This is a genomic window from Dyadobacter sp. 32 (assembly GCF_902506755.1).
Classification (GTDB): Bacteria; Bacteroidota; Bacteroidia; order Cytophagales; family Spirosomataceae; genus Dyadobacter.
Genome location: NZ_LR735258.1, coordinates 455034 through 468583, shown reverse-complemented (window position 1 = coordinate 468583; position 13550 = coordinate 455034). Strand labels below are relative to the sequence as shown.

At 42.7% G+C, this 13550-nt stretch carries 12 protein-coding genes; 5 read left to right on the top strand and 7 right to left on the bottom strand.

Going from position 1 to position 13550, the window contains the following annotated elements:
- Positions 1-228: 228 nt before the first annotated feature.
- From DYADSP32_RS01745 to DYADSP32_RS01715, 7 genes are all read right to left on the bottom strand, one after another.
- Complete coding sequence (locus DYADSP32_RS01745) at positions 229-942, bottom strand: hypothetical protein (RefSeq protein WP_149244310.1); 714 nt, start codon at positions 940-942, stop codon at positions 229-231.
- Between the two features lie 60 nt (positions 943-1002).
- Positions 1003-2265, bottom strand: a complete 1263-nt coding sequence (locus DYADSP32_RS01740) for an ATP-binding protein (RefSeq protein ID WP_149244311.1) — start codon at positions 2263-2265, stop codon at positions 1003-1005.
- Positions 2266-2337: 72 nt separating this feature from the next.
- Positions 2338-2802, bottom strand: a complete 465-nt coding sequence (locus DYADSP32_RS01735) for a Mov34/MPN/PAD-1 family protein (RefSeq protein WP_149244312.1) — start codon at positions 2800-2802, stop codon at positions 2338-2340.
- The gene (locus tag DYADSP32_RS01730) at positions 2783-4585 is read right to left on the bottom strand and encodes an E2/UBC family protein (RefSeq protein ID WP_149244313.1); all 1803 of its coding nucleotides are present in this window, start codon (positions 4583-4585) and stop codon (positions 2783-2785) included. Before DYADSP32_RS01730 ends, DYADSP32_RS01735 begins: the two co-directional genes overlap by 20 nt.
- Positions 4585-5682, bottom strand: coding sequence for a CBASS cGAMP synthase (locus tag DYADSP32_RS01725; protein ID WP_149244314.1), 1098 nt, complete (start codon positions 5680-5682; stop codon positions 4585-4587). The genes DYADSP32_RS01730 and DYADSP32_RS01725 overlap by 1 nt, the downstream gene beginning before the upstream one ends.
- A gap of 6 nt (positions 5683-5688) precedes the next feature.
- A complete protein-coding gene (locus DYADSP32_RS01720) occupies positions 5689-6711 on the bottom strand; it encodes a CBASS cGAMP-activated phospholipase (protein ID WP_149244315.1) in 1023 nt (340 codons plus the stop codon).
- A 44-nt stretch (positions 6712-6755) separates the two neighbouring features.
- Entirely contained in the window at positions 6756-7922 is a 1167-nt protein-coding gene (locus DYADSP32_RS01715; RefSeq protein WP_149244316.1) for an IS4 family transposase, read from the bottom strand.
- 487 nt (positions 7923-8409) lie between these two features.
- Between DYADSP32_RS01715 and DYADSP32_RS01710 the strand changes: the two genes are divergently transcribed.
- From DYADSP32_RS01710 to DYADSP32_RS01690, 5 genes are all read left to right on the top strand, one after another.
- Entirely contained in the window at positions 8410-9039 is a 630-nt protein-coding gene (locus DYADSP32_RS01710; protein ID WP_149244317.1) for a hypothetical protein, read from the top strand.
- Entirely contained in the window at positions 9029-9412 is a 384-nt protein-coding gene (locus DYADSP32_RS01705) for a mCpol domain-containing protein (protein ID WP_149244318.1), read from the top strand. Before DYADSP32_RS01710 ends, DYADSP32_RS01705 begins: the two co-directional genes overlap by 11 nt.
- Positions 9413-9574: 162 nt before the next feature.
- Entirely contained in the window at positions 9575-11128 is a 1554-nt protein-coding gene (locus DYADSP32_RS01700; RefSeq protein ID WP_149244319.1) for an LA2681 family HEPN domain-containing protein, read from the top strand.
- 1019 nt (positions 11129-12147) lie between these two features.
- Positions 12148-12510, top strand: a complete 363-nt coding sequence (locus tag DYADSP32_RS01695; RefSeq protein WP_149239555.1) for a transposase family protein — start codon at positions 12148-12150, stop codon at positions 12508-12510.
- 28 nt (positions 12511-12538) lie between these two features.
- On the top strand, positions 12539-13474 hold the full coding sequence (locus DYADSP32_RS01690; RefSeq protein ID WP_414617432.1) for an ISL3 family transposase: 936 nt from the start codon (positions 12539-12541) through the stop codon (positions 13472-13474).
- Positions 13475-13550 lie beyond the last annotated feature (76 nt).

Genomic DNA, 13550 nt, shown 5'->3' with positions numbered 1-13550 from the left:
ATTGGCCACAAGCAAAAAGACCTCTACCGCTTCCAAATAGCTGACTGAACTACCGGAATCAGAACCCTTAACCCATTCATCAGAAAGCCAATTGGCACAATATGGGGTTATAGCTTGGTAGCTATTTGCAGCGATTGCCACGACCTTTATTACGGAATCGAAAATCATTAGGATTTTGGCGCTGGAAAATGTGGCGCGCTGCCAGTCGATCTTTTTATGGGCGAATTATCATTCCGTTGAGGGTGTAAGCATCATCTCACCTATTTCATCCTTATCGGGAAACTCGTATACAACTTCTGATATAATTGTGAAATTATTCTCGCCGTTGAAACCCAAGGTGGTTAATATTATTTCACCACCAATCCCAACCTGCGCACTAAGTTCTCTTGCTAAATCTTCCTGACGCTGAAGCTGGATGCCAGCGACAATGAATGCATCAACGCTTAGGCTTTCATCTGGATATTTTTGGTCGAGTTTTTCGATAAAGTCTTCCACAGCCGGGACCACTACATAGCGAGGGTGGTCGACATCCGAATTGCTGGTAAGCGGGAGCCAGTTTCCGTCAAAACCTTCACCATAAAACAAATATGCTCCGCGAAATTTGCCTCTGATGAAGTCGAAACCATAGGCATAGATATGGCCGTAAACTAACTGGCTCTCTCGTGTTTTGACGAAACCATCAAACAACGTCATGTCTAAATTCAATATGCAATTTATGTCTTTGCCAACCACCGCTGTTTGAACGAATTCATAAAAGAGATTACCGAATCTTTGCATACCCGTGCAGGCAAAAGCCGAGCGAATGTGCGGTAGTAGAAAGACTTTTGAGGAGAAATTATGATGTCGTGCAAGTTTGTCGCCGACTTGGAACGGCTGATGCGCATACGTATCTGCTCCAATTTTTACCATCTGGTCGTATAGAATTCCGATTATTGCGCTCATAATTGTGTTCTTGTACCTCAGAGAATGCTAAACGTAACCCCAATACCAATTCGGATTATGCTAGTTACCCAAGAGAATTTTCTCTTGTTCGTTTCTTACCTGATCGGAACCAGGGAGAAATTTAAAGTATTGTAAAAATTCAAGGACAGCTTCGCTGGATTCGGTTCTTGTATCTAAAAGCTGTTCGAATGTAAGTATTCTATTAATGCTTATTTCCCCGGCTTTTGTAATCCTGGGCTCATAAAAATCATTACGGTTATCCCGGTCAACATACAATTGACGGTCCCGGGACTCGGGTAACGTTATCGTTATTTTCAAACCTTTCGCGTACAGCCCATTCCGGTGCAAGCCAGCTGCAAATTCAAATACCTGGGTAAACATTGTATACACCGTGCCGACTATTCCCAGTGCTTTCTCGGGGACGTTTCGATAGGGACGTTGATTCTGATCGGTCCGGTCCTTCCAATCTTCTCTCAATGCACCAAAGAACTCGAATTCCTCGCTCTGGAACATTCGCCAAAATTCTTTTCGCTCCCTCCAATCTATCTCAGCCTCGTAACATTTGTCGCCGGGATGCAGGCTCTCGTTTTCACCTCGATTACTTGGCAGCCAAGGGAACGGCCAACCGAGTCGTACCTGTGAACGTTCCACTACCTCAAGGCATCTACTTAAAGGCGTGACATTACCTGGTGCTAATGGCGTGAACTCAACCTTCCAATATCCTCTCGACTTGATTGTGGCCAACAAAGGGGAAGGCGACTCCATCCTGGCTTTCTTCAAGGGATTCTCAACTGGCTCCCAAGACCAGCCTAAATCCCGTCGCTTTTGAATAAGCTTTAGCGCGGCCAACTCGACTAAATCCTTAAAGTCCGAAGCATTCGATATCGGGACACTCGCGGCGCGTCCATACTTTGTCCTAACGTACATTATGTTAGCCCTCAATTTTCGATCAATATCCGCTTTGGCGATATGAGGGACTTCCGAGAATTCAGGAATGCTGATCACCACAAATTCCAGCCCATTAGCATCTTCGATGAACGATATTCTAAAGCTTATTGGCGGATCGATGTATTTGATTAGCTTGTCACGCATTAGATCATCATTATAGGTCGCCTTGTGTTCTTTGCTGACTCCGATCCTTGCGAATGAACCGTCAGGAGACTCTCCGATGCCGATAACAATTATCCCGCCTCCCCGTGTATTCGCCATCGCAATAAAGTCTTTCGCCATAGATTGGGCATCCCACGGACAGTCGCCCTTGAAGTCAAGATTTGGAGTTTCTCCACTCGTCTCAACTAATTGGTTAAATTCTGTAGGGGTCATTTCACATTTTTTTTCAAATTAGTTATAATTTTTATTAGTAGCGTCCATCAATTTTGCTGCCTGCTACACTGGTTACTGTGGATGTGGGACGGACGCCGATGCAATGCCTGATTTATCTAATACAGCAATAAACAGGTGAGAATAGCCCTGAATAAGCAGAAGGAGAAAATCCATGTTAAGAGTATTTAACTTGAATTGTTCCCGGATCATTTTAATATCTCTACTCGATGGCGTAGGACTTGCCTCAGGATGAGTATGCCACTCACCGAAGTAGTTGATTTGTCCGCTACTGTTGAAAAACTCGTATTCCACAATTGATTGGCCGCTGATACGGTGGCGCTCAAAATAACTCCGGGAACGCTTATCGAGCTCGGTCGGCACTGAAAGCCTGCAAATACTTATCCTATCTTCAAATAAACGACCAAGCACTATACCACCGGCCTCCGGATCGGCGCGCCCCAATTGCCTGTGCCCTAAAAGGATCGTCCGCACTTCGGAACTAAATTCAAGCTGATATTTACCTATTTGGATCGTCATTAAGTTCTGTAATTTGTATACAATTGAGCCTTATGCCCTGGCCAAATTCGGATAATTCCAGGTTGGACTGTCGGATGGCAGCCTCGGATCCTTTAAAGCTGAAAACACAATCCCGGTCAGTCAGGTTTTCCAACAGGTCGAAGATGTGCGGAGCGAGCGTTGCAAGGAATCGGCTAATGCTCAGTCGGCCGTAAGGAACATAAGAGGATTGGCAACCGCCTTCTTTCAACCGAAGTGTCTTTTGTGGGTCGCGGTATTCGGAAGCAGCAATAACATTAAATCGGAATAGGCCTTGGTCAAATAGGCCACCAAAGTCGTAATGACGACCGGGATGCATGTAGAGACAGTGGGCGCCCACCAGGAACGGCTCAACCCAAAGCACGATGATCGGATTCTCGCAGCCGACCTCGCCCATTTTGGAAAGTATGTATTCTTCAAGGTTGGTATTGCCCACGCAAACGACCACCATATCAGCTTCCCGAAGCACATTGCCATGATCCTTTATGAAGGGAATTACGGAAATATGGTGGGGAACTACATCTAACAGGGGATTAGCGGATTTAAGATAAGCTTCTAATGCCTTGACCTTATAACCGTTTATATAGCTCATCCCCAGTAAATGGCGATGGATATTTTCTATGGCCAAAATATCCGGGTCAACAAGGTCAAGCCTGCTGATTTCCGTTGCCGTAAAATACTGCAGAAGGTTTGAACCGATACTGCCAAGTCCAATCATTACAATCCTTCTGGGCCTGTCTGGCTGGTCAGTACCTTGAGTCCTCATTGTAAGCCGTTCATTGGTGAAGGTATCAAAACTTATCCTGGTCACCGGCTTTCTCGCCTCAAGTATGGACGAGGTGAACGCGTTCCAAGGTTTTAATTCCGATTTTCGGAAGCCTTGGCGGGACAAGTTAAATGGACCCAGTTGCCACCCGTAAAAAATGTATTTCCCTTGCACAGCTCGTGCAAAAAGGATAATCATCGAATTGTTCCCTTTGCTGACATACCGACGGAATTCTTCCATCATTTCGGGGAATTCCCGTTTCACGAATTCCAGGGCCGAAGCGTTGGTTTCATAGAACGGTAGGCTACTAGAACATACGCCTAGAAACAAAGCAGTTCCGTCTTTAAATTGACACCCCTGCCCGGAAAGGTATTTTCTTACCCGTTCAAACTCTTCCGAGTCACTATGTAGTAAAAATCTATACTGCTCATAGGCTGGATATAGTGACACAAGCTTCACAAAAGGACCTAATGGGAGAGTGTTCCGATCTAGCATGGAAAGCTCAGTCCGCACCTTATCCTGTTTATCGTACCTCTGCGCCCAATAAGCTGAAAATTCCTCTTCAAAATCCGCAAGATTTTCTCCGCGGAGCCCCTGCTCCAAGGTCCTTTTTGCTTTGATAATGCATTCCAAGACTATCCCTCCTGGCCTTCGCCAATCGACATGTACCGCATCCACATCAAAGACACAAACCTGCCCATCATCATCGACATGCTGCAGGTACGATAGCCGTTCCCTGTCAGCTTTAGCAAGATAGATTTTTGGCAGTTTAAGGGGAAATTCCCCCGGCAGGCCAACATACAATGTGATCGGCACAAGATTATCTACCGACCAAACTTCAGTAGATACAGCCCATACCTCGACATACCTAGACAATGATGGTTCAGTCTTTTCAATGCTATGTAGCCTATGAAGCGCTTTTTCCGAAAGCTTTTCAGCTGACTCTGTCTCATTCACATGGATAAGCGCGTTCTTACGGGAACGGGCAAAGTCTACCATCAGGCGCTTTTTGCGTTTGTGGCAATAATGGCCGGTTTGGAATAAGTAGTGGCATTTTCCTCTATATCGGGCATGTTTACGCAAGAGAACCGGTTTCCAAAATGAAGCTGCCACTTGCCACAAGCCCTTTTCGGATTTGTTTCATTAATTGCCTGCCGGGCTGAAGCTGTAAAGGCGCGGAGGCGTTCCATAAATATATCTTCATGCTCATACCCTTCGAACAAATCATCAGTTGTGGGTGGTGTGGGACGAAAACAGCAAAATTTCTCTTCCAATTTAGCCAAAATCTTTCCTAGTGTTGCCTGCAAGGCTATATCGTCCCTATCGGAACCTACGAAATTTTCGGCAACAAGAATTGTGAGGATGATGCCGCAGGGCATTTCCCGGCCGAGCGTTCGTTGGTAGTCGGCCCAGGCTTTCAGGTAGCGAACCATGCGCCTTAATTGAGCGTCTTCCTGCCTGATACGATCGCGCCATTGGCGATACTCGTTTAGGAAGGCCTTTTTCTCATAAAGAAACGCTTCTTTAAAGCCGGAGTTCACCTTGCCCTCAAACCAGTTAATAAATGCAATAGGATCGCTGGTCATCCAGCCCGCCTTCAAATGAGCAAGGTCCGGCGAGCGCTTCGTGGTCGTATAGTAAATCGGCAGGTCAATATGGAAACGGTTCTGGATCTTATCTACAAGTTTCATTTCCAGTAACAGCTCATATCCCCCCTTGTAGCGTACCCTTACACAGGTATCCTTATCGGTGACCTCTTCGACTTGATTGTTCCAGTTAAGGATACTATAATATACGAAATCATGGAATACCTTGGTTTTGGGTCTCGAGGACCGTGGCAGATGTCCGATAAAGTAAATGCCGTCATCCAGGTCATATTCTTCCGCGATAGGGTTTATTATCGTATCCATTACAAATGAGCCCTGCGTTTGGAACTGCAGTTCCGTCACCGCGGGCAATTCGTTCTTTTTCCCGTCAAAAGATACCTGGACACGCTGACGAAGACTGTCCCGAGCAGCAATAAGTGTATTTCGGCGGTTTTCGGTCAGCCGTATCACCTGGTTAAATTCATTAAATGATTGGTGACAATTAGCCATGTTCGTTTATATATTGTAGGATTTACGCGTTGAAAAAAAATCATTTATAAAGTCGGTTTTCATTCTGTAAGCCAGACCTTGTTGGTTGCCGTAAGCCTCAAGGACCTCCAAAGATTTTCTGCTGGCCTTGTCCAAATCAACAGCCAGAATATTTTTTGGAGCGATCTCACATGATGGGATCCTGGTGTATTTAAGCTCGAATGAAAAGTTTCCCGACAGCTTTTCTAAAAAGAAATCGGCAAAACTACTTTGTCCATCTAAGCTGGTCTGAAATAGCGCACTGTTCCACTCTCTGAATGATAGACTTTTGTGGTCCATTTGGTACCAACGCGGCTCCAATTGAAAACCCCCGCCATGGTTCAGGCTTGAAACTGACAAAATACTCACGCCGGAATATTCCTTAGAAGGACCTGCAAAGAAACGCAGAGATTCAAGCAACGCACACATGGAAGGATTATTAGCCCATACGCCCCCGTCGGCAAAATACTGCCCTCTGAGCTTATGCACCGGAAAATAGGTCGGGGCTGCCGAGGTCGCAAGACCAATATCTACCATGGACATACCATTATCCGTGCCTGGTAAACCTGCATGGTCATATTTAAATACACGGTTCGCTCCCAAGGTTAGGTTGTAGCTTGGTATGCAGAGCAGGTTTTGCGCATCACCGATCGTATTTGTCCCAAAAATTTCAATCAGCGCCTGTCTCAGTGACTCGGATCTATATTTACTTCGGAGGAACAGCTGTTGAAGTGACCGCAGATGCCTAGACAGGAACCAATTGTTAGAAAAGATCAACGGGCCTTTTTCCTTATAAAATTCCACTAGTTCAGATGCTGGTTTGCGCAGAGAAACTGCTAGAGCAAGTAAGCCCCCAGTAGAGGTGCCTGCTATTAAGTCAAAGTACTCTCCGATAGGTGACCCGACCTGCTGTTCAAGGTGATCGAGTATCTTGGCCGAATAAAGTCCCTTGATTCCACCGCCATCGATCGATAATATTTTGAAAATTCTATTTTTAGAAGAGGTGTCCATAAAAAACAAAATAGATCCACAATATAGTACTGATGCGTTAAGTTTTACTGATCAAATAAGTCCCATTGTTCATTGACATTTTGATTGATTTGACAATCCGTAAGGAGCTGTTTCAAAGGGGTTTTGTCAAAAGCAGATATGCCTAGAATTTGCATAATTTCATATATTGAGAGATTGCTTTTCAAAGTATGTTTGAGATAAGCTACTATTAAATAAGTGCTTATAGCAACCCACACATGGATATTGACAGCATTTTTCGAATGCCCCCAAAGTGTTTTGATGGTCAGGTTTTGTTTCACCCACTTGAAGAAAACCTCTATCTGCCACCTTTTTTGATAGAGTATCGCAATTTCAAGCGCAGAAAGCATATCGTTATTTGACAGAAACGAAAGAAGAATATCTTTTTCTTCATCATAGTATTCCACAAGCCTCAACGGTTCTGGATAAAGCTTGCTGGACTTATATCCATTGAGTATGATGGTTTTATCACTCCTGAGCCCTGACTTGGGGTCAATGTTGAAATTGCTTTCTACAACCGTGTAATCCATTGTGCTCTTTGCCCTTGAAATAAAAAAGGCTCCGGACTCATTCATATTGTATAAGGCGGCAAAATCGATGTAAGCTTTATCCATGATATAGATCGCTCCTGATGATACTAACAGCTCGTCAAGTATATTGCTATCATGGTATTTGCCGTCGGTAACAAGGATAAAGGATGGGATATTCCCTCTTAAATCCAAAAGTGTATGTATTTTTATGGCTCCGCGTGAATACTTTCCTGGCGCCCAGGTGAATAGTTTTAGGCTTAGGGAAATCGTTGTTGAATCCAGTGCAAACACCTCATTGCGAACATTGACATTAGGAACTGGATTTGTTGCATACAAGGGTCTGACCAAGTCTATAAGGTACTGCCCGAAGTCGGCATATATTCTCCAGTCTCTGCTCTCATTTGCACGTGAAAGTGTGGACTGATTAACGTGACTTCTGATTCCAAGGTGATAAAGTTTGTTTTTATGTGCTTTCAGGCAAGTGCAGATATCACGTAAGGAATTACGAGAGGTCAATTGACCAAAAAACAGTTGAATAAAGTGGTTCCAGCAATTGAATTCTCGTGTGCGAAAATCGCCATTGTACTTTGATACACATTTTTCAAACTCATAACGGTCAATAAAATGCAAAAGCTGAGCAAAAACGTACTTCCCTGAATTCATAGCCTTGTGTAAAAGCCACAAAGCTAAAGGTCAAATCAAATCAAAAAATCAAAGAACGTTCGTAATTAATTTATTTACAACGTGTTATAAGCATTTTTAAAAAGTTAACGCATCACTAGTATCCACAATATATAAAAAATATACAACTAACATATATAGCTATTAGGACAATAAGAACATTAATACCGCTGCGTTAGCCCATTATTTTCTAACTTTTGTTCAATCTTTCTGAATTCGCAAGTGCCCATGTGGTTGCTGTGACATGCTGCAAAGCTGACGATGGCTACGGTATCTGGCTGGATCAATGAGCTACTTGACAGGTGTCACCAACATATCAATATGTAGATTGGATAGATTCACCAATATCGACAGCACAAATTTTATTAACTTGCCACCTCAGAGGCACTATACGTTTTTTAATGATCTAGTAACCGGCCAGCGCTAAAAATGCTTGCCGCTGGCCGTTCAACTAAATTCATCAGATTAAATGTCCAAGGACGATTTCAACATCTTTATCCGTGTGTCAATCTTTGGAGGGGTACTACTCGCTATATTTTATTTGAGTCTCCAAGAGGAGAAAAACGATATCTCCATTATTTTGCCTGCCGCTAGCTTCGCTTGGTCGATAATCAGTATATTTTGGTGGCTTTTTTTAAAATGGGGATGGCAATATTGGCCATTTACACTGCTTTTTCATCGTCCGAACTTAAACGGCACTTGGATTGGGACGCTTAAAAGTGACTTTAAAGAGGATGGAATTCAGGTTCAACCCAGGCAATTTTGCATTGTCGTTAGACAAACATTCTTATCGATTCACATCAAAACATACACTTCAACCTCGTTGGGGGTATCCTACGGGGAAGCTCTAATACTAGATAAGGAAATGGGAACGAGGACCCTTGCATATCTGTATCGCCAAGACTCAAGTCGGATAAGAGGAGGTAAATCTCAATTGGGCGGTGCGGAACTCCGACTTGTATTGTCTATCGTCAACCGACTCGAGGGTCGATATTGGACGGATTCGAAAACCCAAGGCGAAGTAAGTTTAAAATTTGTGTCGGAAGAACATGTAGATAGTTTCGATGACGCCATAATGCTACAAAAAAATGCAGAATAGAATTTTATATGTTCGTATCGACGCCGACAGCGTAGGTGATCAAATTGAACTTGCCTTGTTAGAAGGCGATACCGAAAAGGCCCAAATTATACATAATCACGTTCAAGAGTCGATGAAAGAGCTTCGTATTTTTGCCGAGCGAAATTTTGGTAAAATTTTGATGCAGGGGTGTGACGACATATTTTTTAAGATGTTCGATGCCGCCGAGAATTTTGAAAGATTGGAGGTTGCGCGCATCGAATTTTTGAACAGGTCAGGATTCACACTAAGTGTGGGTGTTGGCCCTTCGTCAACTGAAGCTTTACTCAACCTGACGAAAGCGAAGCTTTTGGGCAAAAACAGAATTGTTGTTTCCCGTGAAGAACTGAGGTAATTAGAAATAGCTGTGCTGAAGATGGCACGAAATAATGGATACATCCGGATCTGGAAAACTGTTTAGTTTATAGACGAAACACCTAGTGTTCTGATTAGATATTATCCCAATTGAATTCAAATTTTATTATCTTATCGCAGACCGAACAAAAGACAGAACTCCATGCAGTTTTTATTGAAAGTCATACCTCAACTCTTAGATGAGGGGCGATTTGAGAAAGCAAGGTCTCTGCTTTATGAGGTTTTTGACCATGCCGAAGACCAAGATGCCGAAACTCGTGTCTTGGTTCAAATAAGATTGTATGGTCTGTTAATTGATTTGGGTAACGAAAGCAAAAATGAGCAAGATTTATTGAAAGCAATCGATTTTTGCGAAAAGAATCAGGATGAGATAAAGAAACACATCACGTCCGCAAGTTATTACTACAACCTTGCCAATGCAAGAGACGGACTATGTGAAATATATTATCGTGCAAGTCCTGCGGGACAGTCTCTATCGCTCGTAAAAGAAAAACTTCAAGAACCAATCCAACTATACTGGCTGTCCTACAAAAATACTAAGCCCGAGGACGGTTTACTGAAGCAGATATTGGTCAACCTGGCAAATGCGCTGGTACGAGTTGGCCGGCTAGTTGAAGCAATTCAATTTTTAGATACTGTGTTGAAACAAGATCCGAATTTTCCGCAGGCGCTTGTTTCACGTGCTAGCCAACTCGATTGGTTAAGTCAAGTATCTAACGGGGGATACACTGCTGCGCTCTATGTGCAGATTTACGTCAATTACGAAATGGCGATCGGATCAAAGAAACTACCTCGGCCAGTTTTAGAACGGATCGACGTATTGAAGGAAAATTCGAGATGGAGATTAGTACAGCTCAACTTCGACATCAGTGGCATTGCACAAGAAATAATTCAGACTGAGAAAGAATACCTGGCCCAAAATAAATTTAGGAAATTTTGCATTGACAATTTTCTTACCTTGAATGAGCATGGGATTTACTGCGGTTGTGTCGCAAATGAGAAAGACAACCTACAGATAGGAGTTCCAAATGCTAGCTTCAAAGGAAATATCGTACCCAAATTGGAGCTGTTGCTTAATAGGCTCAAATCTGAATTTTCCTACGCTAGGTGGTCCTACTATCAGTCGAAAGTAAAAACAGATAAAATCAACTTCGATGCCCAATATACAAACCTTCTAGAAGGAGAAATTATCAATCCTTTTTCAGAGATGTTGAGGATCAGTTTTCGAATTTGTTATGGTATACTGGACAAAATTGCGCTAGGGATTTGTAAACTTTATGGCTTGGACGCAAAAAGAATTCACTTTGAGACGTTTTGGGACGACAAAAAAAGAAAAGAGAAAATTGAAATAATCCAGAATTTTCACCTCAATGCTCTATATAGCATAGCTTGCGATTTGAATACGACTGATGGCGAATTAAGGCATTTTAAGAATTGGCGTAACAAATTGGAGCACAATCTATTAATCTTAAGATCAGAAGAAGATATTAGCTATGATATCTTTGATATCATCAAGGACGAGGAATTTGTAGTCCTAGTTGATATCAAAGACTTTGAAGCGAAAACAATTCATCTGTTGCAATTAACTCGCGCCGCAATTTTCAGCTTTGCCTACTGCGTTCGGCTTCAAATAATCGAACCAATTGACGAAAGAAGCGAACCGGTAGGGCCTATTTTCGTTATGGATTTCAAGTGATGAAAAATTGTTTGAGAGTTAAAAATAATGATGGGGGATTTGTAAAGCTAGGCTGTTAAATGCAATATTCTATCACATCGGTTTACTAACCGGAGCACTTACTTCGATCCGATGGTATTTATTAAAACTAACAATACTAATTACGAAGCATTTCCACAAATTATTGAATATCCGCATCGATCAGTAATGATGATTCCAGCATATCACTACGGGATAAAAAAGACGCCTAGTCATGCGGGGGCATCCTCGGGTTTTCTACATCCATTGATTCGTCTCCGCTGATTAGAAGCAAAAAGGTATCAAAAGTGAGTTCGTCCGGCTCAAAGGCTTGAAAGAAAGGCTGTCATTTGTCAAGAATGGACCTAGGGCAAAAAAATACTTAATTACTGGCAGTCCGAGCTTTAAATTTGTAAATTTGTAGTGAGGGATTGGTCAAAATGATACAAAAGTTGATCATTTCATCTGGTAACCTATCCGGTAACCTGGAAATTGAAGTCTAAAATATTGCTGTTTCTGAGACAGTTAGGTGATAAAAATGATCCCAGCGGGATCACTAATTGCCCGTCTGGCAAGTTAGCATATCCATCAACTTCTAGTGCTGTCCATAACGATGTAGTTGACTAGTGGTTCGATCTCTTCGAATATCTAAGTTTATTGTTAAAAGCCAGACTAAAACTTCGGGCATGTTTTCTGATTTTATCAAAATTTCGTATTTTTGTTTAGAAAATTTGAATGAGTATCTAAGGGAGAAGATTCGGTTATCCTAGGAAGTTGCAAGAGCTTAACTTATTGATTTATAAATGGTTTGAATTACGGATTAAGTCCCGTCCAGACCGCCAGAGAGTAAATCAAAATTAGTTAAAAGCTTGCAAATCAACAGTTTGCAAGCTTTTTTATTTCCCGCCTTGTACGCAAATCATTCAAATTTTGGATCAAGCTGAAAAGTTGGGATCAAGTCAAAAACTTGTGGAGTGCATAGGATTTATCTAGGTTTGTGTTTTTAATCAAACCCGTTTGTTTTGGAGAGTTTCTTGCCTATTGTTCAGTTTTTATTACCCGAATTCATTCTAGAAAATTTCAATCTTACTTCCGTAGACAAAGACGGAGATACTTTTCACGTCCGCATCGAAGAAAAGAACGCTGCTGATAACGATCCAGACAAGAAAAATTTACTCTCCAAAGGCTTCTTTCCTACCATCACGATTCAGGATTTCCCAATTCGCGGACATAAAGTTTTTCTTCACATCAAACGGCGCAGATGGTTGAATACCAAGACCGGCAAAGTGGTTTACAGGGACTGGAGGGAAGTAGCAGAGGGAACGCGAATGACTAGTGAATTCGCAGCTTTTTTAAAAGAAATCGGTCGATACCAACCCGAATAGTGCCTGGACAATCGGACGGTTATATGGAGTGAATGGCAAGGATCTGCTACGCCAATACCGTGATTTCCAAAGCGGATTCAAGGACTGGGGCCAACGAGGACATGCTAAAAAGTGGCTTTTGTTTCCTGAAAACATAGGTTCTCACCTTTCTATTGACGAGACTAGTCTTTCCCGTGGCGAGCTCTACACAATTCTTACAAACAAAGCTGCAAAAGGTGGGCGTGGAAGTATAGTGGCCATAGTGGCGGGGACTAAAGCCGAAACAGTTATTGAGGTTATCCGTAAAATTCCCGAATCCCAACGCAAAAAGGTAACGGAAATCACCCTGGACATGGCTGGCAGCATGGAAATGATCGCAAAACGATGCTTCCCGAGAGCTACGCGCGTTACGGATCGTTTCCATGTACAGAGATTGGCCACAGACGCTTTGCAGGAAATGCGCATAAAATACCGCTGGGAAGCTCTGGATCTGGAAAATGATGCTATCGAGCAGGCCAAATCCACTCATGTTGAATATGTAGCCGAAGTATTGCCAAACGGGGATACCATTAAACAGCTGTTGGCTCGCAGCAGGTATGCGCTTTACAAAAAGCCAAACACCTGGACTGATAATCAAAAGGAACGAGCCCAATTAGTCTTTGAGCGCTTTCCCGACCTCAAAAAAGCATATGATCTGGCGCAAGAGCTTAGTAACATCTTCACCAATACTACTGAAAAGATTTACGGGCTAACCCGGTTGGCAAAGTGGCATGAAAAGGTCCGACAATCCGGGTTTAAATCATTCAACACAGTTGCCAGATCAATAGAGAATCACTATAAAACTATCGTAAATTATTTTGACAACAGGAGTACCAACGCTTCAGCCGAGTCCTTCAACGCAAAGATCAAAGCATTTAGAAGTCAGTTCCGAGGGGTTCGTAACGTGGAATTCTTCCTTTACCGCCTAACTCAGTTATATGCTTAATCCAAGTTAGTCCACAACATTTGGTTTTGATCCAAAAGTTGGGGGGAAAGAAATAAATTATTTGCTTTGCAGCCAG